Source organism: Duncaniella muris, assembly GCF_003024805.1.
Classification (GTDB): domain Bacteria; phylum Bacteroidota; class Bacteroidia; order Bacteroidales; family Muribaculaceae; genus Duncaniella; species Duncaniella muris.
Genome location: NZ_PUEC01000021.1, coordinates 1 through 22,839 on the forward strand (window position 1 = coordinate 1; position 22,839 = coordinate 22,839).

The 22,839-nt window shown below is 52.4% G+C and carries 17 protein-coding genes; 5 read left to right on the forward strand and 12 right to left on the reverse strand.

Features of this window, described 5'->3' with window-relative positions:
- Positions 1–160: 160 nt before the first annotated feature.
- On the forward strand, positions 161–1,246 hold the full coding sequence (gluQRS, locus tag C5O23_RS09510) for a tRNA glutamyl-Q(34) synthetase GluQRS (protein WP_240597781.1): 1,086 nt from the start codon (positions 161–163) through the stop codon (positions 1,244–1,246).
- A gap of 302 nt (positions 1,247–1,548) precedes the next feature.
- Here gluQRS and recG read toward each other — a convergent pair whose 3' ends face one another.
- From recG to pnp, 3 genes are all read right to left on the reverse strand, one after another.
- On the reverse strand, positions 1,549–3,642 hold the full coding sequence (recG, locus tag C5O23_RS09515; protein WP_107032713.1) for an ATP-dependent DNA helicase RecG: 2,094 nt from the start codon (positions 3,640–3,642) through the stop codon (positions 1,549–1,551).
- Between the two features lie 22 nt (positions 3,643–3,664).
- Positions 3,665–4,384 (reverse strand): IspD/TarI family cytidylyltransferase, encoded by a 720-nt coding sequence (locus C5O23_RS09520; RefSeq protein WP_107032714.1) that lies wholly within the window; start codon positions 4,382–4,384, stop codon positions 3,665–3,667.
- A gap of 154 nt (positions 4,385–4,538) precedes the next feature.
- A complete protein-coding gene (gene pnp, locus C5O23_RS09525; protein ID WP_107032715.1) occupies positions 4,539–6,806 on the reverse strand; it encodes a polyribonucleotide nucleotidyltransferase in 2,268 nt (755 codons plus the stop codon).
- 326 nt (positions 6,807–7,132) lie between these two features.
- Here pnp and ybaK point away from each other — a divergent pair, with 326 nt between their 5' ends.
- The 4 genes from ybaK (at position 7,133) to upp (ending at position 10,506) form a co-directional block, all read left to right on the forward strand.
- On the forward strand, positions 7,133–7,621 hold the full coding sequence (gene ybaK, locus C5O23_RS09530) for a Cys-tRNA(Pro) deacylase (RefSeq protein ID WP_107032716.1): 489 nt from the start codon (positions 7,133–7,135) through the stop codon (positions 7,619–7,621).
- Between the two features lie 86 nt (positions 7,622–7,707).
- Complete coding sequence (gene aroC, locus C5O23_RS09535; protein ID WP_107032717.1) at positions 7,708–8,784, forward strand: chorismate synthase; 1,077 nt, start codon at positions 7,708–7,710, stop codon at positions 8,782–8,784.
- Complete coding sequence (locus C5O23_RS09540) at positions 8,781–9,677, forward strand: TIGR01212 family radical SAM protein (RefSeq protein ID WP_107032718.1); 897 nt, start codon at positions 8,781–8,783, stop codon at positions 9,675–9,677. Before aroC ends, C5O23_RS09540 begins: the two co-directional genes overlap by 4 nt.
- Before the next feature lie 175 nt (positions 9,678–9,852).
- Positions 9,853–10,506 (forward strand): uracil phosphoribosyltransferase, encoded by a 654-nt coding sequence (upp, locus tag C5O23_RS09545; RefSeq protein ID WP_107032719.1) that lies wholly within the window; start codon positions 9,853–9,855, stop codon positions 10,504–10,506.
- Between the two features lie 191 nt (positions 10,507–10,697).
- Here upp and metK read toward each other — a convergent pair whose 3' ends face one another.
- The 9 genes from metK to C5O23_RS09590 all read right to left on the reverse strand — a co-directional run bounded on the left by metK (position 10,698) and on the right by C5O23_RS09590 (position 22,801).
- Entirely contained in the window at positions 10,698–12,026 is a 1,329-nt protein-coding gene (gene metK, locus C5O23_RS09550) for a methionine adenosyltransferase (RefSeq protein ID WP_107032720.1), read from the reverse strand.
- Positions 12,027–12,435: 409 nt separating this feature from the next.
- Positions 12,436–14,907, reverse strand: a complete 2,472-nt coding sequence (locus C5O23_RS09555; RefSeq protein ID WP_107032721.1) for a GumC family protein — start codon at positions 14,905–14,907, stop codon at positions 12,436–12,438.
- 167 nt (positions 14,908–15,074) lie between these two features.
- Positions 15,075–15,881, reverse strand: coding sequence for a polysaccharide biosynthesis/export family protein (locus tag C5O23_RS09560; RefSeq protein ID WP_107032722.1), 807 nt, complete (start codon positions 15,879–15,881; stop codon positions 15,075–15,077).
- 261 nt (positions 15,882–16,142) lie between these two features.
- A complete protein-coding gene (locus C5O23_RS09565; RefSeq protein WP_107032723.1) occupies positions 16,143–16,634 on the reverse strand; it encodes a hypothetical protein in 492 nt (163 codons plus the stop codon).
- 83 nt (positions 16,635–16,717) lie between these two features.
- Positions 16,718–19,306 carry an ATP-dependent chaperone ClpB gene (gene clpB / locus C5O23_RS09570; protein WP_107032724.1) on the reverse strand — a complete coding sequence of 863 codons (2,589 nt, stop codon included), beginning with the start codon at positions 19,304–19,306 and terminating at the stop codon, positions 16,718–16,720.
- Between the two features lie 219 nt (positions 19,307–19,525).
- Positions 19,526–20,383 carry an energy transducer TonB gene (locus C5O23_RS09575; RefSeq protein ID WP_107032725.1) on the reverse strand — a complete coding sequence of 286 codons (858 nt, stop codon included), beginning with the start codon at positions 20,381–20,383 and terminating at the stop codon, positions 19,526–19,528.
- Between the two features lie 50 nt (positions 20,384–20,433).
- Positions 20,434–21,180, reverse strand: coding sequence for a biopolymer transporter ExbD (locus tag C5O23_RS09580; protein ID WP_107032726.1), 747 nt, complete (start codon positions 21,178–21,180; stop codon positions 20,434–20,436).
- A gap of 5 nt (positions 21,181–21,185) precedes the next feature.
- Complete coding sequence (locus tag C5O23_RS09585; RefSeq protein WP_107032727.1) at positions 21,186–21,902, reverse strand: ExbD/TolR family protein; 717 nt, start codon at positions 21,900–21,902, stop codon at positions 21,186–21,188.
- A 74-nt stretch (positions 21,903–21,976) separates the two neighbouring features.
- Positions 21,977–22,801, reverse strand: coding sequence for a MotA/TolQ/ExbB proton channel family protein (locus tag C5O23_RS09590; protein WP_107032728.1), 825 nt, complete (start codon positions 22,799–22,801; stop codon positions 21,977–21,979).
- Between the last annotated feature and the right edge of the window lie 38 nt (positions 22,802–22,839).

The following is a 22,839-nucleotide window of genomic DNA, read 5'->3' on the forward strand; positions in this document are numbered from 1 at the left end:
CTTCAGAAGGCTGTGCAGGAATTACGAGGAAACGACAGAATCAGCCAACGAAATGCTCATGGTCGCAGCTGTTGTTATTTCTCTCCGAAAACTCACTTCTGTTAACAATCGTTTTTAAACAAGCTCTTACAAAAAGACAATACAATCGCCTCCGAAAGCTTTGAGCGGCTATGGCTCTTCATTTCAGTCACATAGCTCGCTATGCTCCTTCAATTCAGAGCCATATCCATCTCAAATCTTTCGCTCAGATTTTAACTATTGTTATGAAACGCCCTCTAAAGACTCAGATACCGGAATTTCAGCCGCTACGAAGACTCCTGCCGGACGTTTCGCGCCATCGCCTACCGGACGCATGCACCTCGGCAACGTGTTCACGGCTCTGCTTTCATGGCTTTCAGTCAGGAAGGCCGGAGGGCGGTGGATTCTTCGGATCGAAGATCTTGACCCACAGCGCTCCAGAGAAGAATATGCGCGGCAGATTGAAGACGACCTCCTCTGGCTCGGCCTTGAATGGGACGAGGGAGGTCTGGCTGGCAGGGGCGATTCGGCTCCTTACAGGCAGAGCCTCCGCGGAGAAATCTATGAGACTTATCTCAGGCGGCTGGAGTCGACCGGCTATACCTATCCATGTGTCTGCACCCGTGCCGACATAATGGCCACCCAGGCTCCACACCAGTCTGACGGGCGTGTGATCTATGGAGGCAGATGCCGTCCGGCCACACTGCCATGTGTTTTGCCTGCTGAAAATGTCACGGCCCGTCATGCTGTCAGACTCTATGTGCCGGAAGATGAAATCTGTTTCTCCGATCGCGTCTATGGCCCGCAGAGAGTTTCTTTGGCTGCCGAATGCGGCGATTTTGTGTTGCGTCGGGCCGATGGGGCCTGGGCCTATCAGCTGGCGGTAGTGGTCGATGACGCGCTGATGGGTGTGACCGAGGTTGTGCGCGGGAATGACCTCTTGCTGTCCGCCGCCCAGCAGATTTATCTCTACAGACTGCTCGGATTGCAGTCGCCCTCCTATGCCCACCTTCCGTTGCTCTGCAATCAGGACGGACAGCGCTTGTCGAAGCGCGACAGCTCGCTGAGCATGGATCGGCTGCGCGAGGCTTATATTCCGGAGCGACTTGTGGGGCACCTTGCGTGGCTTGCCGGATTGCTCCCGCAGCCCCAGGCCTGCCGTCCGGACGATCTTATTGAAGCCTTTGACTGGAATTGCATAAAGCCGCTTTCAGGAATCACAGTCTGACGCCTCAGGCTGTATATGACAAAGGAGGAGTTAAGACAACTGCCTTAACTCCTCCCCTCACGTTTCAACTATTTATTTATGAGAGCCTCAGAACCTGGTTTCACAACCCGATAAAGAGGACGAGGGATGTAAATTTAGATTTTCCTGCTTGTTGTTGCTTCTTTATCTTTACTTACACTATTAAAACAACTGAAACCATGCTTTGAAGTGGTCAGGTGCGCTAAAAGACTTTAAAAAACGTCAAGGGGAGGGCTTATTTCAGGTGATCTGTTAGAGGGTGTTGTCAGTTTGTACGGCAGTGGTCAGGAAATTCTCGACCAGTCGCGGACGCGGGTTGTAAGATTGGCCAGTTCTACAATAAGGGGGCGGTTTTCCGGGTGGCCGAGTTCGGGGTCTGCGTCAAGAATCTCGCAGGCCGTGTCGCGGGCAAGCTGCACGATTTGCCCGTCCGTAGCAAGATTGGCTATGTGAAGATCAATCGGCATTCCGCTCTGCATGGTACCTTCGATATCGCCGGGACCTCGCATCTGCATGTCGGCTTCGGCTATCGCAAAGCCGTCGGTGGTAGATGTCATGAGTTCAAGACGCTTGCGCGTGTCGGAGGCTATCTTGCGTTTCGACATCAGGATGCAGTAGCTCTGGCCTTCACCACGGCCCACTCGGCCGCGGAGCTGGTGAAGTTGCGAAAGTCCGAAGCGCTCGGCGTTCTCGATAAGCATCGTGGTGGCGTTTGGGACATTGACGCCGACCTCTATCACGGTTGTGGCCACAAGAATATGGGCTTCTCCTGATGCGAAAAGCCCCATCTGATACTCTTTTTCCTGCGGTTTCATCTGTCCGTGCACGAAGGCCACCTTATAGTCGCGGAAGGTGTCGCAGATCGACTCATAGCCTTCTTCAAGCGATTTCAGATCAAGTTTCTCGTTTTCTTTGATGAGCGGATAGACAATGTAGATCTGCCGTCCGAGGCGCAGTTGCCGTCCGATGCCCTGATAGGTAGCAAAACGGTTTTCTTCATAGCGTAGCAGAGTCTGCACAGGCTTTCGGCCGGGGGGCAGTTCGTCAATCACGGAGACATCGAGATCGCCGTAGACGGTCATGGCCAGGGTGCGGGGAATCGGGGTGGCCGTCATCACAAGCACGTGGGGGGCGATGACATTTTTGGTCCACAGCCGTGCACGCTGAGCCACACCGAAGCGGTGTTGTTCGTCGATCACAATGAAACCGAGGTTTTTGAACCGCACATTGTCCTCGATCACGGCATGGGTGCCTATGAGTATGTGGAGAGACCCGTCGGTGAGCTGGGAGTGGATCTCCTCGCGCGCTTTCTTGCGGGTAGATCCGGTGAGCAGTTTCACGTTTATGCCCATAGGAGCTACCATTGAGCTGATGGTCTCGAAATGCTGTGTGGCCAGAATTTCGGTCGGTGCCATCAGGCAGGCCTGGGCATCGTTGTCAAGCGCTATGAGCATGCAGAGCAGAGCCACAAGGGTCTTGCCGGAGCCTACATCGCCCTGGAGCAGGCGGTTCATCTGGCGTCCGGTGGCCATGTCGGCGCGGATTTCTTTGATCACGCGTTTCTGCGCGCCGGTAAGCGGGAAGGGCAGAAACTGGGAGTAGAAGGTGTTGAAAAAATGTCCGATGCGGGGAAACAGAAAGCCCTTGATGGCCTCGTTGCGGCGCCGGGCGTAGCGCTGAATGTCAAGCTGAAGATAGAAAAGCTCTTCGAATTTCAGACGGAAACGGGCTTGTTCGAGTTGCTGCGGTGTCTGGGGAGAATGGATGGCGGTGAGAGCTTCGTGTAGCCCCATGAGCCGGTGGCGGGTGATGATCTGCTGAGTGAGCGTCTCGGTGACAGTGCGTATCCCTGCCAGAATCTCTGTGGCGGCGTTGGCGAATGTGCGCGATGAGAAACCGCGGTTGCGCAGTTGCTCTGTCAGCGGATAGACACCTCGGAAGCCTCCTTGTGCCGAAGCGTTTTCAGGAGTGTCGACTTCAGGGTGAACCATGCTCCAGCGGCCATTGAAATTGGATGGCTTGCCGAAGAGAATATACTCGGTTGCGGTGTGATAGAGCTGTCTGAGCGATTTTATGCGCTGGAACCATACCACTTCCATCACTCCTGAACCGTCGGAAAAAAGGCCCACAAGGCGCATCTTGGCGCCTTCACCCTGCACATTGAAGCTGACAAAGCGGCCTCTGACCTGAATTGATGGCATGTCTTCACCGGCAAAGTCGATGATGCGGTAGACGGAACGACGGTCTATATAGTGGGTAGGGAAGTGGTACAGAAGATCGTGAAACGTCTTTATGCCGAGATTCTTGTCGAGAAGCTCGGCGCGTTTCGGTCCCATTCCGCGCAGAAATTTTATGTCGGTATGTCTCAGCCTGTCCATGAGTGTCAACAATAGCTTATACTTATAATGTGTCGGACAGCGAAAGATAGAGCTCGGCCACAGCCATGTCGCCGGGATTGGTTACTTTGATGTTATGCGGATCGCCGGCCGTTAGCCTCAGATTGCAGAATCCGGCGGCTTCCATCACCGATGCATCGTCAGTGAATTCCGGCCGGAGTTCCTGGCGGTAGGCTTCCGAGAGCTTTGCGGCGGGGAAGATCTGAGGGGTCTGTACCGATCGGTAGAGCTTGCGGTCTACGGCTCGGCTTGATCCGTCAGGAGCGGTGATACGTATGGAGTCTGTCACCTGGCAGGCAGGAATCACACCGTCTGCCCCGTTAAGTCCGTCAAGAAGATTCCGGATAAGAGAACTGCTTACCACAGGCCGCGCGGCGTCATGTACACTGATTAGTCCGCATGATTCCACGGCGAGTGATTCAATGGCGTTTCTGACGCTGTGTGCGCGGGTCGGTCCGCCGGTCACGATGCTGTGGGGCAGGCTGAAGCCATATTCCCGGCACATATCCTGCCACTCTCCGGTCATGTCACGGCTGAGCACCACTGTCAGTTCCCAGTCCGGAGTGTGGCGGTGGAGGCGTTCGAGGGTGGTCATGAGCAGCGGTCTGCCGTCGAGCAGGCAGAATTGCTTGGGCAGATTGCCTCCGTAGCGCGATCCGCTTCCAGCGGCTACTATAATGTGGACATTCCTTTCGGCTTGTTTTGTTGATGCGGTGGCTGCCATATGGTTCGGGTAAATAAATCCGGCGGATTCCCGTGAAGGGGAACCCGCCGGGGCGTTGATTCAATGGTAATGAATATCGGAGCTTGGTTAACTAAGAGTGTGCAAATTTAATCTGTATGATGGATTTAAGATACTATAATGCACTTTTCAGGTCTTAGTTACGGGGAGCGCCGTGGTTGCCGCCATTGTTTTCACGGCGGGGTCCACGGTCACCGTCACGTCGGGGACCGCGATCTCCGTCACGACGGGGACGGTCGCCTTCGCGACGCGGTCCGCGTTCGCCACGGGGTGCGCGTTCACGCTCTACGTAGCCTTCGGGTTTGGGCTGGAGCGCGCGCATTGACAGGCGGTATTTGCCGGTCTTCTTGTCGATCTCGATGAGTTTCACTTCGAGCTCGTCGCCTTCCTTGAGGCCCGCGGCTTCCATGTTTTCGAGACGGTCCCATGAGATTTCCGAGATGTGGAGCAGACCGTCGCGGTTGGGCATGAATTCAACGAATGCGCCGAAGTCAAGGATAGAACGCACTTTGCCGTGGTAAACCTTTCCCTCTTCGGGGAGTTCGACGATAGCGTTGATCATATCGAGAGCCTTGTCGATCGAAGCCTTGTTAGAGGCAGCGACTTCGATGTAGCCTCCGTCGGGGATTTCGTCGATGCTTACGGTTGCGCCGCTTGCTTCCTGGATTCCCTGGATGATCTTTCCGCCGGGGCCGATCACTGCACCGATAAGCTCTTTGGGGATGAGCATGGTGACGATGCGAGGCACGTGGGGCTTGTAGTCCTCGCGGGCTGCGGGGATTGTCTCTTCGATCTTGTCGAGGATGTGCAGACGACCTTCCTTGGCCTGATTGAGAGCCTTTTCAAGGATTTCGTAGCTCAGGCCATCGCACTTGATGTCCATCTGGGTGGCGGTGATACCTTCGCGGGTACCGGTCACTTTGAAGTCCATGTCGCCGAGGTGGTCTTCGTCACCGAGAATGTCGGAGAGGACTGCATATTTTGTTCCGTCTGAGATGAGACCCATAGCGATACCGCTGACAGGGCGTTTCATCTTCACACCTGCGTCGAGCAGCGAGAGGGTGCCTGCGCAGACAGTTGCCATTGACGATGATCCGTTTGATTCGAGGATGTCGCTGACGATGCGGCATACGTAGGGGAAATCATCGGGGAACATGCGCTTGAGGGCACGGTGGGCAAGATTGCCGTGGCCTACTTCGCGACGGCCTACGCCACGCACCGGACGGGCTTCGCCGGTGGAGAAGGGCGGGAAGTTATAGTGGAGGAGGAAGCGTTCGCGGCCCTGGTTGAGAACGTCATCGAGGATCTTCTCGTCGAGCTTGGTTCCGAGGGTTACGGTTGCGAGCGACTGGGTCTCGCCACGGGTGAACACGGCTGATCCGTGAGGTCCGGGCAGATAGTCTACCTCACACCAGATCGGGCGGATCTCGGTGGTCTTGCGGCCGTCGAGACGGATGCCTTCGTCAAGAACGCAGCGGCGCATGGCTTCTTTTTCCACATCGTGGTAGTAGCGCTTGACCATAGCGGTCTTTTCATCGCGTTCTTCTTCGGGGAGTGATTCGAGATATTCTTCGCAGATCTTTTCGAAGCTTTCCTGACGCCAGTGCTTGTCGGCGCAGCCGGCCTTGGCCACTGCATATGCCTTGTCGTAGCACTTGTCATGTACGTCCTTGCGGAGATCTTCGTCATTGGTCTCGTGGCAATATTCGCGTTTTACGGTCGAACCAACTTCCTCGGCAAGTTCCATCTGGGCCTTGCACTGAACCTTGATGGCGTCATGGGCGGCGCGGAGCGCTGCGAGAAGATCTGCTTCTGATACTTCGTTCATTTCGCCTTCCACCATCATGATGTTGTCATAGGTGGCACCGACCATGAGCTCCATGTCGGCTTTCTCAAGCTGTTCGAAAGTGGGGTCGATTACGAATTCGCCGTTTACACGGGCCACTCGGACTTCCGAGATAGGACCGTTGAAGGGTATGTCGCTCACTGCGATGGCTGCCGAAGCGGCGAGGCCGGCAAGAGCGTCGGGCATGTCGACACCGTCGGAAGAATACATTGTAACCTGTACGAAAGTGTCGGCGTGGTAATTGTCAGGGAAAAGTGGGCGGAGCACACGGTCAACCAGACGCGATGTCAGGATCTCGTAGTCGCTTGCGCGGCCTTCACGCTTGAGGAAGCCGCCGGGGAAACGTCCGTTAGAGGAGAATTTTTCTTTATACTCAACTTGGAGGGGCATGAAGTCTACGCCCTCTCCGGCCTCTTTGGCCGTTACTACTGTCGCAAGGAGCATAGTGTTGCCCATGCGCAGTTCTACCGCTCCATCGGCCTGCTTTGCAAGTTTGCCGGTCTCCAGTGTGATGGTACGACCGTCAGGCAGCGCGATGGTTTTTTTGATTGGATTCATAAATTGTTTCTATTTTCAGCTTGATAGTTATATCTTCGTTTTTGCAGCTTATTTGGTTTCAGTTTGCAAAGTTAACAAATATCTTGCAATTAACCTGCTTGATCAGACTGAAATAAGGGCGTGAATATGGGTCAAAACTTCGATTTAGTGTTAAATTTGTCTAATTACCGCTTCTTCCGGTTGAATTTTTCCGAAGCCCCTTTTTTAGGAGCCGTTCGGGGTGATGAAGATTTTTCAGCCGCCGTGGCAGCCCGATTTGGTTTTGATCTTAAAATGGATTAATTTTGTTTTCTTATTGTCGAACACTCTCTAAAACTGAAATTACTATGGATAAAGTGTCGAAAACAAATGCAGCGCGACTGCTTGACAAGGCTAAGGTTGAATATGAACTGATTCCTTATAAGGTGGATCCTGACAATCTCGCGGCCGAACATGTGGCCGAAGAGCTTGGCGAGGATATAAACTCGGTGTTTAAAACTCTGGTGCTCCACGGTGACCGCTGCGGCTATTTTGTCTGCGTGATTCCAGGAAACATGGAGGTGGATCTGAAGAAGGCCGCGAAAGCTGCCGGGGCTAAGAAGGCGGAGATGATTCCGATGAAAGAACTGTTGCCGCTTACGGGCTATATCCGCGGTGGGTGTTCGCCTGTCGGTATGAAGAAGCCTTTTCCTGTGTTTTTCCATCAGACGGCTCTTGATTTTCAGGCCATCTATGTCTCTGCCGGCCAGCGCGGTCTTCAGCTCAGAATCAGCCCACAGGCACTGATTGATTTCTGCAGGGCGTCGGTGGCTGACGTGGCGGAGAGTAAGGAGTGATTTGATATATAAATGAATAATAATTTTGCGCAGTCCCTGTGGCTTTCTACGGCGGAATGAAGAGTGCGCCAGGACAATGACAGACTATGAATACAATCGGAAAGATATTTACTTTCACCGGATTCGGTGAAAGTCACGGTGCCGCCATCGGCGGTGTCATCGACGGTATGCCCGCAGGGGTTGAAATAGACCTTGAAAAGGTGCAGCATGAGCTTGACCGCCGCAAACCGGGGCAGTCGGCTGTCACTACAGCCAGGAAAGAGAGCGACACGGTGGAGATTCTTTCCGGGCTGTTCGAGGGACGCACTACCGGCAGTCCGATCGGTTTCATTATCCGCAATGAGAACCAGCATTCGAATGACTATGATCATTTGAAAGACGCGTTCCGCCCGTCGCATGCCGATTTTACATATACAGCCAAATATGGTCTTCGCGATCATCGCGGAGGCGGCCGGTCAAGCGCGCGTGAGACTGCCACAAGGGTTGTGGCCGGAGCTTTTGCGCGGCAGGCTTTGGAGCAGTGGGGCATAACGGTCCGGGCCTATACTTCTCAGGTGGGTCCGCTTGTCCTTGACAAGGATTACGGCGGTATGGATCTGTCTGTAGCTGAAAGCAATCCTGTAAGGTGTCCGGATCCGGAGATGGCTGCCGAGATGGAGGCGCTGATACTGAAGGTGAAAAGCGAAGGTGACACGATAGGCGGTGTGGTCGACTGTGTGGTCAGCGGTGTGCCTGTCGGTATCGGTGATCCTGTGTTCGGGCGTCTTGGCGCGCGTCTTGCCGAGGCTATGATGAGCATAAATGCGACCAAGGGCTTTGAATACGGTATGGGATTCCGTGGCGTAGAGCTTCGGGGCAGTGAAGTGCTTGATCGCTTTGTTGCCGGACCAGACGGCGAGATATCTACTCTTACCAACCATTCGGGAGGCATCCAGGGCGGAATTTCAAACGGCCAGGACATAACTTTCCGTGTGGCTTTCAAACCAGTGGCCACTCTGATGCAGGATGTCTGCACGGTTGACCGTGATGGAAACGAGATCGTGATCAAAGGAAGGGGACGCCATGATCCCTGTGTGGTGCCTCGCGCAGTGCCGGTAGTAGAAGCGATGGCGGCTATTGTTATCCTTGATGCCTGTCTGATGAACCGAGCCTCTCGCCTATGAAGCCTTACAGGGATTTTTCAGATTTTCTGAGAGGGCATTTTGACGGGAAAGTCCAGAAAATCACTGTCAATGCCGGTTTTACCTGTCCGAACCGCGACGGAAGCAAGGGCCGTGGCGGATGCACCTATTGCAACAATCAGTCATTCAATCCCGGTTACTGCCGCCCTTCGCTGAGCGTCAGGGAGCAGCTCGAACGCGGCAAGGAGTTTTTTGCTCGGAAGTATCCTCAGATGAAATATCTGGCCTATTTCCAGGCATACACCAATACGCATTCAGATGATATCGACCGGCTGATGGCTCTCTATCGTGAGGCACTTGATGTGGACGGTGTGGCGGGGCTGATCATCGGTACCCGTCCTGACTGTATGCCTCAGGATCTTCTCGACCGTCTTGCCGGGCTTCGGGAATGGGTGATGGTGGAATATGGAGCGGAAAGCGCATGTGACCGCACTCTTGAACTGGTGAACCGTTGTCACACATGGGCCGACACTGTTGATGCTGTCAACCGCACTCACGCCGCAGGACTTCCGTGCGGGCTGCATCTGATCATGGGTCTTCCGGGTGAAGATGAGGCGACGATGCTTGAAACTGTCGACTGCATTAATGAGCTGCCTGTCGACACTGTAAAATTCCATCAGCTTCAACTGGTCAGAGGCACCAGAATGGCTTCAGACGTCGAAGCGGGGCTGTATGACATACCCCGTTTTACAGCAGAGGAGTATATCAGTCTATGCGTCAGGATACTTGACCGGCTGCGCAAGGATATTGCGGTGGAGCGTTTTGTGTCGCAGTCTCCGTCCGACTTGCTTATCTATCCGCGCTGGGGATTGAAAAACTACCAGTTCACAAATCTGCTCCACAACCGGCTTGCCGAAGCGAGGAATATAATATAGCCGGGGCACCAAATACACCTTGTGTTCTTGTCTGTGACAGGAATTCTCTGTAATTTTGTGTTTATAATATATAGGTGCCTTATAAGTCTTACATTAAAAGATTGTTTCTTGACGACCTCCAAAGAGGCTTTGGGCAATCTCCTGTCAATAAATTAAAAAAGTTAATCAGAATATCATGGAAGTAATCAATTTTGCTGATCAGCCTTCGCTGGTCAGCCAGTATATGAGCGAATTGCGCGATGTCAATGTGCAGAATGATATGTTGCGTTTCCGCCGCAACCTTGAGCGTATAGGCGAGATCATGGCTTTCGAGATTTCGAAGCGTATGCGCTACAAGACAGTCGATGTCACTACGCCGCTGGCGGTAGCTCCATGCCAGATTCTCGACGAGCAGGTGGTTCTCGCAACGATTTTCCGTGCGGGAATTCCGTTTCACAAAGGTTTTCTTGATTATTTTGATCATGCTCAGAATGCTTTCGTATCGGCCTACAGAAAGTATCGCGAGAAGGAAAATTTCGATGTGTTTATTGAATATATCGCTTCTCCGAAGCTCGACGGAAAGACTCTGATAATCGCTGATCCGATGCTTGCCACCGGTGCTTCGATGGAGTTAAGCTATCGCGCTCTGCTCACCAAGGGTGAACCGGCTCATGTGCATGTGGCTTCCATCATTGCCTCGAAAAAGGCTGTCGATTATGTGCGCGAGACTTTCCCGGCTGATAAGACAACTCTGTGGGTAGGTGCGATTGACGATGTGATCAACGAGCATTCCTACATAGTGCCCGGTCTGGGCGATGCAGGCGATCTTGCTTATGGTATAAAGGAATAACAGAGCCACGGAAGGTTCTCGAATTAAGAGGATGTTTTTAAACAACCTCTTGATAAGCCTCATGAAAATTAATAAGCCTCATGGAAAACAAGAGTCTGTGACGTCTGTTTCCCATGAGGCTTAAATGTTATGTCAATTGTAGTCAGTCAGTATTCCGGCGAAGATCCGGCTGAAATACAGATGTCGAATGTTCAATCAATTCCGAAGGCTTTTTTTACGGCCGGAACGGCATCGAGTTTCTCCCATGTGAAGAGTTCGACGGTGCGTGTGAACGGCTTTTCGTATTTTGAGTGGAATGTCTTTGTGACAGTCATCGGCTGGCGTCCCATGTGGCCGTAGCTTGCGGTCTCGCGATAGATAGGGTTGCGCAGTCCGAATCGCTTTTCGATGGCATAGGGGGTCATGTCGAAGCATGGCATGTCTGTCACTATGGCTGCGATCTCGGTGTCGGAGAGTTTTACCTTGGCTGTGCCGTAGGTGTTGATGCAGAGGCTGACAGGCTTGGCTTCGCCGATGGCGTAGGCGACCTGCACGAGGACACGGTCAGCCACTCCTGCGGCCACAAGGTTCTTTGCTATGTGGCGGGCGGCATAGGCTGCCGAGCGGTCTACCTTGGAGGGGTCTTTGCCTGAGAATGCGCCTCCGCCGTGAGCTCCGTGGCCTCCGTAGGTATCGACTATGATTTTGCGGCCGGTCAGGCCTGTGTCTCCGTGGGGACCTCCGATGACGAATTTTCCGGTGGGGTTGACAAGGAGCTTGACGTCATCGCCGATCAGAGCGGCCTCTTCCGGGCGGAGCTTGGCTTTGACGCGGGGGATGAGTATGTTGCGCACATCATCTGTGATTCTCTCCTGCATGGCTCGGTCAGCGGCAGCGCGGGCTGCGTCGGTGTCTTCAATCGGTTGGATGAATTCGTCATGCTGGGTGGAGATGACTATGGTGTCAACGCGGAGCGGGCGGTTGTTTTCGTCATATTCGACCGTTACCTGGCTTTTTGAGTCGGGGCGCAGATAGGTGTGCTGACGGCCGCGTTTGATGTGAGTCATTTCTTTTTCCTCGCGGCGTATGTCGGCAAGCTCGCGGAGCAGACGGTGGGAGAGGTCGATGGTGAGAGGCATGTAGTCGAGAGTCTCGTTGCAGGCATAGCCGAACATCATGCCCTGGTCACCTGCGCCCTGTGCTTCAAGTTCGCTGCGCTCTACTCCGCGGTTGATGTCGGCGCTCTGTTCGTGAAGGGCTGAGAGCACTCCGCAGGCTTCGCCATCGAATTTGAGGGCGCTGCGGTTGTAGCCGATGTTGCGGATCACATCGCGGGTCACTTCCATGAGGTCTATATAGGCTTCGCTTTTGACTTCGCCTGCTATTACAACCTGGCCGGTGGTGACGAGGGTCTCGCATGCTACTTTTGACTTGGGGTCACGGGCGAGAAACTCGTCGAGTATGGCATCGGAAATCTGGTCTGCGACTTTGTCGGGATGGCCTTCCGAAACTGATTCGGAGGTGAAGAGATAAGTTTTCATATTTTGAAACTGGTAAAAAAATAAAATGTCGAAAACAGCTTTTGTTGCGTGGATAAGACGCGGCTGCTTCAACATTTTCATCCGGTGGCGGTGAATGCCAGGCGGCATTCCGGTGCCGGATTCGTTTATGCTCAAAAGTCAATCCTCTGATTGATGGTGACAGTCTCTTTCAGCGTTCTGCTGCAATGCTTTGGAGGCAGGGGCGTAAATGCGGTTGAAAGAGGTGCAGTTTTAGCATTTTTTGAAGTGGTTGCAAGCAGCCAAATTTGTCCACTTTTTGATTTCGGGTGCAAAGTTAAAAAGAATCCGTCTGACTTGCAAATAAATTTTTGCAAGCCGGACGGATTCCGATATTGCGGTTGATCATTGGGCGGTTATCAATCCGATGTTATCGGCTAAGCCCGTATGATCAGGATTTTTTATCATAGGCCGAGTAATAAGAGGCATAGCGGTTATAGGGGGCGCCGGATGTCAGAGTGCCGTTAAGGATCACCATGAAATTGTGATAGCGGTGCGAGTCATAGATTCGGTCGATTTCCGGGATCATGCGGCGGTCCAGCAGGCCTGCGCGCAGAATGAAGATGGTGATGTCAGCGAGCGGAGCGATGATCGAGGCATCGGCCACGAGTTCGGCCGGCGGACAGTCAAGGAATATATAGTCATACTCCTGACGGTATTTTTCGATCAGCTGTTTCAGCCGGTCGGAGTAGAGCAGTTCCGAGGGGTTGGGGGGAATGGTGCCTACGGGGAGCAGGTAGAGACCCGGACATTCGGTCTGCTGGATGTATTTGTCGCAGTTGTCAGTCGCTCCTGAAATGTAGTCAGTGATGCCTCGTGAGTGGTCCGGGAGGATACGGGAGACGGAGGCGCGACGCAGGTCGAGGTCGATGATCAGTACCTTGCGATTTTTTTCTTTCAGAGCCAGAGCTGCCGCGAGGTTGAGCGAGATGAATGATTTTCCTGAGCCGGGATTGAATGAGGTGACCATTATCACGCGGTTCTGACTGTTGCGTGTCATGAACTCAAGGTTGGCGCGCACCATTCGGAATGATTCGTCCATGATGCTGCGGCCGTGATCGCGGACGAGAAGCGAGGGGGCTTCTTCGATCTGTGAGTTTTTGCCGAGAATGTCACGCCAGCGGCGGCGCCAGCGGCGTACGCGCAGGGTGTTGCTGTCAGAAGATTCCGGAATCTCGCCGATCAAAGGAGTGCGGATGCCTTCAAGGTCACCGCGGTTGCGCAGACGGCTGTTCATGCTTTCGTCAATGAACAGAATGAAGCCTGGAATCAGGATGCCGAGCGCGAAGCAGATGAGGAGAATGTTGCGCGAGATTGGTGCGGTTGGGCGGTTGGAGCCCATCGGTGGTGTGATGATGCGGGTGTTGTAGGGCGTGAATGCCAGTGTGAGCTCGTTTTCTTCTCTCTTCTGGAGCAGATAGAGATAGAGGGCTTCCTTGACTTTCTGCTGGCGTTCTACGGACAGGAGATATTTGGCCTGTCCGGGCGATGAGGCTATTTTCCGGCTTGTGACTCTGTCGCTTCTGATCAGAGAGTTGAGCTGGGTCTGAAGAGCGCGCTCCTGGTTGGTGAGCGATGAGACGAGCGCGCTGCGCATGCTGCGTAGGTTCTTGTCATAGTCCTGGAGCAGAGGGTTGGTATCGCCTGTTGAGTTTGAAAGTTTGTCGCGTTCGAGTTGCAGCTGGTTGAATTCATTGATCTGCGCCTCGATGCCTGGATTTTCAAGTCCGGCGTTTGCGGGGACGAGCTGGCCATTTGTGTCGGGATTCTTGATATAGTCAAGGATGAACTTTGAAATGGCGATCTGAGTGGACACCTGCATCTGCTGTTTGGTGTTCTCATTGGCGTCTTCCATATACATGGCCGAAGCTGCCGCTACGTCGGGCACGAGATGTTCGCCTTTGAAGTCGGCTATGTCGCTGTCGACGTTGCCGAGTTCCTGTTCGATGACGCGCAGACGATCGGCTATGAACCTGGAGGTCGATTTGGCCATTTTGGCTTTGTCATCGACCCATTTTTCATTGTAGATGTCTATGAGGGTGTTGAGGAAATCATCTGCACGCTGGATGCTGACGTCTTTGAACGTGAAGTCAATGACTGTGGAATTGTCATCGGCGAGGTTTTCCGAGAGCCTGGCTTTGTAGGCTTCGATAGCGTCAGAGATGCTGTAGCGGAAGATTTTGATCGTGTTTCCGAATCTTTTGGCGTAAGCGGGACCAGGATTGATTGTGATAGGACCGAATGAGGTGGCCACAGTGTCGCCGATATTGACCGTCATTTCGGAAGGGTCACATTCGACTCCGTTGAGCATCATTTTTGAAATGTCGATCTTTCCGTCGTCACGGATGTCGAGTTCCATTGATGCCGATTGTTTTGAGGGGATAGACAGAAAATTGACGGACACAGGGCAGGAGTCGCCATAGAGTGTTATGTTTTTCAGATTATGGCGGTAGATGTAGTCAGTCTGCAGGCCGAGTCTCTGGATCACATCGGCGATTATGGCCGGCGACTGGAAGGCGAGCATCTCGTTGTTGACGTTTGCCGAACTCTGGAAGAGGCCGATGTCGCTGAGTGCGCTTGCCACTCCCTGACTTCCGGATTCGGTGTCTTCGTTGATCATTACGGACGCTGTCCGGGTGTAGGTTTCGGGTGTGCTCATTATGTAGAGCACTCCAAGACCGAGGAAGATTATAATGGAAATTACGAACCATTTCCATTTGTTCAGGCAGAGAATGAAGAAGTCATGCAGGTTGAAAGAGCTGTCGTCTGTTTCTGGTGCCTGAGGCGATGGAGCCGCTTCCGGCCGGGCGGATGCGGGATTGTATGGATATCCTTCGGGAAACGGGTTGCTGTTCTGAGTCATTTTTTTGACACGTTTTTTAGTAGTAGTGGTCCTTTTATGGAAGAATCTTGAATTGGCAGAGCCTTAGAGGTTGTTTTTTTACAATCTCCTGGTTCTGGCCTTGGCCTTTGGAGAGGATGAATCCGGTTGGAATTTGGCGTGACGGTCTGAAAAAGAGGCCGTCGGCATCACTTGAGTATGATGAGCGAGGTGATTGTTGTGGCCAGAGATGCGAGGGAGATCCAGAATGATGTTGACTGGAAGGTGTTGCCGTTGAGTGTGCTCTGGCGGATTCTGGTTTTGTTGGGATCAATGTAGATTACATCGTCCTGCTGCACGAAATAGGCCGGGGAGTTGCGCAGTTTCTCTACATCGAGCAGGCTTACGATGTATGTTTCCTGGCGGTCGCCGTAGCTGCGCACGAGTTTGACTTCCTGACGCTTGCCATAGATGGTGAGGTCGCCGGCGAGGCCGAGCGCATCGAGTATGGTCATGTCATCACGGTCAATGGCGTATGAACCGGGTTTTGCTACTTCGCCCATCACGGTTACGATTCCGTTGGTAAGTTCGACTGTCACCACGGGGTCGCGTACGAGGTCTTTGGAGATAAGCATTCCTTTGATGAGGGCGGCGATTTCAAGACGGGTCATGCCTTCGACTTTGATTTCGCCAAGGAAAGGAAAGTCAATTGAGCCTTCCGGCGATACGGTGTAGACGCTGACTCCCTGATTGGTCCCGCGGCCGGATGCCGAGGTGCCGATGTTGCGTGGGACATAGGGCAGATTGAACATGTCGGTGAGCTGCGCGTCACGTGAGTTCACGACGATTGAAATCTTGTCGGCCGGTTTGATCTTTATTGTCTGGGTGGGGACTGTGTAGATCTGAGCGTCTTTAAGATCTTGAAAATAAGTGATGTCTTTTGGCGTAGAGCATGCGGCCGAGGCCAAGAGAAGAATAATCAGAATTGAGATCTGGTTGAAACGGAGGTGAAGCATAATCAGCTTATGGCTTTGATGCGTGGTGAATTGAATTGTAAACAGGTGTTGAAACTGTAGGGCCGTATTACGGTGCAAAATTAATATTTTTTTTGGTATCAACTGCAACTATCCGGCATAAATGAGAAGACCGGTGTCGGTTGGCTTGTCTGGGGTCTTTATCCGGAGCGTGTAATGGCGGTCACTCCGGCCGTCCTTGTTGAAAGGTCGGGCAGAATGGCCGCCATATTGGGTTGATGTCACAAATTGAATCTCATGTGTTTATTTTCCCTGATCTGTAATCTGGGTGTCGGGGGTAAGAGTGCCGCCGCCTTCACCGCCTTGGTCTCCGCCGGGTTCCTGAGTGTCGTTGGGGAGGACGTTGAATTTGAAGCGGGCTACCGCGAATCCGACAGATTTGCCGACCTGGAGCACTGTTGCCTGGACGCCGAGATAGTGTTCGCCTACTTCGAGTTCGGTAGTGTTGATGTTGATGGCGAAAGGCATGATATCAGTACGGCCAACGGGCACACCGTCAAGGAAATATACAACATTGGTGAGCGTAGCTTCTTTGGTGCCTTCTGCCGGGATGGCTTTCAGGGCGTTGATTTCGAGGGTGTTTCCCTGAACTACGCTGACAACTCCGTTTTCCTCGGTGCCTCCTGAATAGTCAATTGCCAAAGATACGTTGGGGAGGTCCTTGTCGTCATCGTCACATGATGTGAAGACGCCGAGTAACGGAAGGACTAAGAGCAGATAAAGAAATTTTTTCATAAGTTGCAGTAAAATAGTTTTGAGTAAAAAATAGGTAGAGTATGATAAATTATTGATAAAGAGCGCCATTGTCGGCGCAAGGATCAGTTCCTGAATATGATGTCGGAGCCGTCATGGTCGATTATGATCGGATGTTCGCGGTCTACTTTCTGGGCCAGGATGTCTTTCGAGAGCTGGTTGAGCACCAGACGGTGGATCACTCGCTTGACCGGACGGGCTCCGAATTCCGGATCGTAGCCCTCTTCGGCGAGAAATTTCAAGGCCTTCGGTGTGACTTCGAGCGTGATGCCGTTTTTGGCGAGCATTCGCTGGATCGACTTGATCTGCAGGCCTACGATTTCTTCGATTTCCTTCTCGTTGAGCGGCGTGAACATTATGATCTCGTCGATGCGGTTGAGGAATTCCGGACGGATGGTCTGCTTGAGAAGTTCGATCACTTCGCCTTTGGTCTTATCGATGACTTCGCTTCGGTTTTCGGGAGTCATTTTTGCGAAGTTGTCGCGGATGAGAGGCGAGCCCATGTTGGAGGTCATGATGATGATGGTGTTCTTGAAGTTGACCATGCGGCCTTTGTTGTCGGTCAGACGGCCGTCATCAAGTACCTGCAGCAGGATGTTGAACACATCGGGGTGGGCTTTCTCGATTTCGTCGAACAGAACCACGGAGTAGGGCTTGCGCCTTACGGCTTCGGTCAGCTGTCCGCCTTCGTCGTAGCCTACATATCCCGGAGGTGCTCCGACGAGTCGGCTGACGGAGTGTTTCTCCTGATATTCGCTCATGTCGATTCGGGTCATCATGTTTTCATCGTCAAACAGATATTCGGCGAGGGCTTTTGCCAGTTCTGTCTTGCCGACACCGGTGGTGCCGAGGAAGATGAACGAACCGATGGGGCGACGTGGATCGTTGAGGCCTGCGCGTGAGCGGCGTACAGCGTCGGCTATGGCTGCGATAGCGTCGTTCTGCCCGACAACCCGGTTGTGGAGTTCGGCTTCGAGATGGAGGAGTTTTTCTTTTTCGCTCTGCACCATCTTGTTGACAGGAATTCCTGTCCATCGGGAAACCACATCGGCTATGTCTTCCGAGTCAACCTCTTCTTTGATGAAGGCTTTTTCGCCCTGCATCATTTTCAGCTGTTCCTGAATGGCGGCGTTTTCCTGTTCTTTCTGCTGTACTTTCGAGTAGCGGATTTCTGCCACTTTGGCATAGTCGCCCTCGCGTTCGGCGCGTTCTGCGTCGAAGTTGAGCTGTTCGATGTCTATCTTGTTCTGCTGGATCTTGTTGATCAGGTCTTTCTCGGCCTTCCATTTGGCTGTGAATTCTTTTTCCTGATCGCGCAGATCGGCGAGTGATTTTTCAATCTCTTTGACTTTTTCTTTGTCACCCTCGCGCTTGATGGCCTCGCGCTCGATCTCTTTCTGGGCAATCAGACGGGTGATTTCGTCAAGAGCCTGCGGCACGGAGTCGATCTCAAGACGCAGCTTGGAGGCGGCCTCGTCCACCAGGTCGATGGCTTTGTCGGGGAGGAAACGGTCGGTTATATAGCGTTCCGACAGGGTTACGGCGGCTATGATCGCCTCGTCGCGGATGCGGACTTTGTGGTGGTTTTCGTAGCGCTCTTTGAGGCCGCGGAGAATCGCTATGGCGGCGGCCTCGTCAGGTTCGTTGACCATCACTTTCTGGAAACGGCGTTCGAGGGCTTTGTCTTTTTCGAAATATTTCTGATATTCGTCAAGGGTCGTGGCTCCGATTGAGCGGAGTTCGCCACGGGCAAGTGCAGGCTTCAGAATGTTGGCCGCATCCATCGCGCCTTCACCTTTGCCTGCTCCGACGAGGGTGTGGATCTCGTCAATGAAGAGTATGATCTCGCCGTCGGCTCCGGTGACTTCGTTGACAATGGCTTTGAGGCGCTCTTCGAATTCGCCTTTGTATTTTGCGCCTGCCACGAGGGCTCCCATGTCAAGGGAGTAGATCTGCTTGGTGCGCAGATTTTCCGGAACGTCGCCGCGGACTATGCGCTGGGCGAGGCCTTCGGCAATGGCAGTCTTACCGGTGCCTGGTTCGCCGATGAGCATGGGGTTGTTTTTGGTTCGGCGCGAGAGGATCTGAAGCACACGGCGGATTTCATCGTCGCGGCCTATCACCGGATCGAGCTTGCCTTCACGGGCGCGCTCATTCAGGTTGATGGCATATTTCGAGAGGGCCTGATATGTGTCTTCGGCACTTTGGTCAGTAGCTTTTTTGCCTTTGCGGAGTTCTGCGATAGCCGATTCGAGTTCCCGTTGGCTCAATCCGGCGTCTTTGAGAATGGTCGATGCCGGAGAGTTGACCGAGAAGATGGCTAAAAGCAAAGCTTCGAGGGTGACATATTCGTCACCTTGCTTTTTTGCTAAGTCAAGTGCTTTCTGCAGGACGTCATTTGAACTGCGGCTGAGATAAGGTTCGCCTCCCGACACTTTCGGTTCGGCTGCAATCTTGCTGTCAACTTGTCGCATCAAAGTGGCAGTGTTGGCTCCGACTTTGGAAAAGATGAAGTTGATGAGCGATTCGCCTTCAGTCATGACTCCTTTGAGAAGATGCACGGGTTCGATGGCCTGATTACCTGCTCCGCGGGTAATTTCGATAGCCTTCTGAATGGCTTCCTGTGATTTGATAGTGAAATTGTTGAAGTTCATGAGCTATGTTGAAGTAGTGAGTTTTGTCTGTTATGATGGCCGCAGAGGGGCCTGGGCCTTGGCCGGTGCGTTGTTTGGCCGGCTACTATAATAGTTTAACAAAAATCATGCCGATTGGTTGAGTTGTCAGTCAGGATTGAGGCAAAAAACGAGCCGCCGTCTTTACCGCAACAGGTAAAGACGGCGGCTGCCGTTAGTCTGATGAGAATCGAGTCAGGATCAGATACCCTGGAGTTTGAATGTCACGGGGAGGGTGTACCATACGTTCACCGCGTGACCGTTCATCTTGCCGGGGACGAATGCGGGAAGTGACTTCACCACGCGCACAGCTTCCTTGTCAAGATCGGGGTCCTTAGAGCGGAGCACCTTCACTTCACCGACCTTACCGGTCTTGGTGACGACGAACTGTACGACTACGCGTCCCTGAATGTTGTTCTCCTGAGCCATGGCCGGGTAGCGGATGTGCTCGCTCACCCATTTGAGGAGTGCGGCATCGCCACCGGGGAACTGGGGTTTCTGTTCAACCACGGTGAATACCTGGTTGTCATCCACGGGTTCGGGTTTCTTTTCTTCAACGATTACTTCTTCTTTGTGTTCGCGAACCACATTGAGGTCATCGGTACCCTTGTCAAAGTCAGTGGTACCCACGGCAGTGTCAGTGTCCTTGAGTTCGTCCTGAGATTTGATTTCCTCTACTACTTCTTCGTCTTTTGTGATCTGAAGTTCGGTTGCCTTTACGGTGTTGAGGATTTCTTCAGGAAGAGCTTCGGGCTTCTGCTCCTCTACGCGCTGCATTTCTTCTTCTTCGGGCTCTTCTTCCTGCTGGTCATCGGCTGTGTAGTCGATCATGGCCTGTTCGATCTGGTCTTCAGGGCGTTCTTCAGCTTTCTGAAGCACGGTATTTGCGAGGAGACCGAGGAGGCCGACCAGGAGGAGCACGATAAGAATAACGAGCATCGCGCGGTTGTGGCGTCCGGCAGAAGCCTTGCGGAGCTCATAGGCTCCGAAGTCTTTGTTCTTGCCTTCGAAAATTATGTCAATCCATTCTTTTGATGAAAGATCTACGTCTTTTGCCATAGTTTCAATAGAAATTTTTCAGGGTTAATTATATATCTGTCATCAAAAGATTACTTCTTCGGGTTCTTCTTGAGGAAGTCAAGAATGAGCGCTGAGTCTACCTGGTTGATGTTGTCAATCTGGTAGCGGGAAATCTGGTTGATCTGCATTTCGTCGAGAGCGCTGATCAGGCTTTCCCATGAAGCTTCAGGAGTGGCCTTGATGATAACCACCGGACGGGTAAGAGTAGAGTCGTTACGGATTTCGCGGGCACGAGCCTGATAGATAGAGTCGTTGACTGCTGAAATCGGAGAGAACTCTTTGGCGCGCCAGCGAGCTTTCTCTTTTTCGATTTTACTCAGAACCTGGAGGTTACGATCGTGGAGGATCTTGCGGATGCCTTGCTGGAGTTTTCCGTCGTTGCCGAGAAATTTTTCAGCTTTGAGCTTGTTGTTGTCAATAAGACCGTCGCCGTTAGTGTCAGCGATTTCAGGCATGCCTTCGTAGTAGTAAACCACGTTCATGGGGCGGCCTGCATCGTCTTTCTTGACTTCGCCGTTGGCATTGCGTTCAGTAGTCAGGATGAGGGTGATAGCCTCTGATTCCTTTGCTTTGTTCATCTGCTGTTCCTCAACTTTCTCATTCGAGGGGAGTGAGATGGTGAGGGTCTGAGATTTGATCATTGTGGTACAAAGCATGAAGAATGTAATCAGAAGCATGTTCATGTCCACCATGGGGGTGAAGTCCACGTGGATAGACATCTTTTTCTGGGCGCCTTTTTTCTTCTTGCCGCCGTCTGATTGTTCTATTTGTGCCATAATGATTAGTCTTGCTCAGTTTTTAACGCAGTCTGGATGCTGAAGCGGTTCATCTTGAGTGTCTGCAGGTTATCGAGTACGTCGTGAACGATGTCATAAGAGGTGTCTTTATCGGCCTTGACGGCGATACCTTCACCTTTTTTCATGGCTTTCACGAGGTTTTCGTTGCCTGAGTTGTAGATGGCGCGCATCCATATCTGGAACTCATTGAGGTGTTCCATGTCCTTGTTGTCATTGATAGGAATTCCGACACCTTTCTGAGTCATGTCAGTGATGAATTTGTCCTGATCAGTCTGAGACATTGAAAGGAACTGGGGGAGTACCTGGAAAGGAACACCGAACATATTGATTTTAGAGAATGCTTCGCGCTGTGCCACACTGAGCTGCACCTGATTGCTGGGGTGCTGCTTGTTGTAGAGCGTTACTGCTTCATCAAGAATCGTCTTGCGGAGAGCCTCAGATCCCCATGTGTCTTTGGTTTCGGCGTCAGCGTCACCGGCAATGGAGATGAAGATTTTCCCCTCAGGGCTCACGAGTATCGACGCCAGGTTGGCGGTCGGTACCTTCTGCTCTGATACAGAGGAGGGGGTCAGCACTGTGACCGGCTCCTTCTGAAGGAAGGTAGATGTCAACATGAAGAAAGTAAGCAAGAGCACAGTCACGTCACTCATCGCGGTCATGTCGATGAGGGTGCTTTTTCTCTTCATTTTTACTTTTCCCATATTACGATTATCTAATTGTTATAGGTTAATTTGAATTGGATTAAACCTTGGTTAGTTGAATCTGTAATTAGGGATTAGTGTGTAGCTGTGAATGTCTGCACGATAGAGTAACCGATCTCGTCGATAGCGTAGGTCAGGTTGTCGATCTTGTTGGTGTAGAAGTTGTAAGAGATTACAGCGAATGCACCGGTTGCGATACCGAAGGCGGTGTTGATAAGTGCCTCAGAGATACCGGTTGAAAGTTCGGTTGAGTCAGGAGCACCGGATGCTGCGAGAGCCTGGAATGATTTGATCATACCCATCACAGTACCGAGAAGACCGACGAGAGTACCGAGGGTGGTGAGGGTAGCGACGATCGGGAGGTTCTGCTGAAGAGCGGGCATTTCAAGAGCGGTAGCTTCTTCTACAGTCTTCTGAAGGTTGGCGATCTTCTGTTCTTTGGTGAGGATGGTGTTCTTGTCCATTTCTTCGTAGCTTACGAGAGCTGCGGCAACAACAGCGGCAACTGAACCCTTCTGGTTCTTGCAGAGGTTCTTGGCACCCTGGATGTCATTGGCGGCGAGGCATTTCTTAACGCCGGCAACGAACTTCTGGATAGAGCCTTTGCCCTTTGCAGAAGAGATGGCGATCCAACGTTCAACAGAGAGAACGATTACAGTGAGGAAGAGGGTCTGGAGGATAGGCACGATGAAACCGCCCTTATAGATGGTGCCCCAGAGGTCGATGGGGTGGCCTTCTTCAAAGTGAGATTCGTGACCGAACCAGAAGATGAAAAGACATACTGCTACTACGAAGCAGGCGAGAATAACCAGGAAGGCATTCTTGATTCCGGCTACGTTGCTGCCGGAGTTGTTCTTGGCATTGGCCTTTGCGGGCTGGGTGGGCTTTTGAGCTTCCATAATTTGTAATTACTAAAATTTTAAGTTTATTGGTTTAT

Bases quoted from the DNA above. Each gene is read 5' to 3' on its own strand.
- recG (WP_107032713.1), bottom strand. From the start codon at position 3,642: ATGGACAGGCTGAGACATACCGACATAAAATTTCTGCGCGGAATGGGA.
- C5O23_RS09520 (WP_107032714.1), bottom strand. From the start codon at position 4,384: ATGGCAGCCACCGCATCAACAAAACAAGCCGAAAGGAATGTCCACATT.
- pnp (WP_107032715.1), bottom strand. From the start codon at position 6,806: ATGAATCCAATCAAAAAAACCATCGCGCTGCCTGACGGTCGTACCATC.
- ybaK (WP_107032716.1), top strand. From the start codon at position 7,133: ATGGATAAAGTGTCGAAAACAAATGCAGCGCGACTGCTTGACAAGGCT.
- aroC (WP_107032717.1), top strand. From the start codon at position 7,708: ATGAATACAATCGGAAAGATATTTACTTTCACCGGATTCGGTGAAAGT.
- C5O23_RS09540 (WP_107032718.1), top strand. From the start codon at position 8,781: ATGAAGCCTTACAGGGATTTTTCAGATTTTCTGAGAGGGCATTTTGAC.
- upp (WP_107032719.1), top strand. From the start codon at position 9,853: ATGGAAGTAATCAATTTTGCTGATCAGCCTTCGCTGGTCAGCCAGTAT.
- metK (WP_107032720.1), bottom strand. From the start codon at position 12,026: ATGAAAACTTATCTCTTCACCTCCGAATCAGTTTCGGAAGGCCATCCC.
- C5O23_RS09555 (WP_107032721.1), bottom strand. From the start codon at position 14,907: ATGACTCAGAACAGCAACCCGTTTCCCGAAGGATATCCATACAATCCC.
- C5O23_RS09560 (WP_107032722.1), bottom strand. From the start codon at position 15,881: ATGCTTCACCTCCGTTTCAACCAGATCTCAATTCTGATTATTCTTCTC.
- C5O23_RS09565 (WP_107032723.1), bottom strand. From the start codon at position 16,634: ATGAAAAAATTTCTTTATCTGCTCTTAGTCCTTCCGTTACTCGGCGTC.
- clpB (WP_107032724.1), bottom strand. From the start codon at position 19,306: ATGAACTTCAACAATTTCACTATCAAATCACAGGAAGCCATTCAGAAG.
- C5O23_RS09575 (WP_107032725.1), bottom strand. From the start codon at position 20,383: ATGGCAAAAGACGTAGATCTTTCATCAAAAGAATGGATTGACATAATT.
- C5O23_RS09580 (WP_107032726.1), bottom strand. From the start codon at position 21,180: ATGGCACAAATAGAACAATCAGACGGCGGCAAGAAGAAAAAAGGCGCC.
- C5O23_RS09585 (WP_107032727.1), bottom strand. From the start codon at position 21,902: ATGGGAAAAGTAAAAATGAAGAGAAAAAGCACCCTCATCGACATGACC.
- C5O23_RS09590 (WP_107032728.1), bottom strand. From the start codon at position 22,801: ATGGAAGCTCAAAAGCCCACCCAGCCCGCAAAGGCCAATGCCAAGAAC.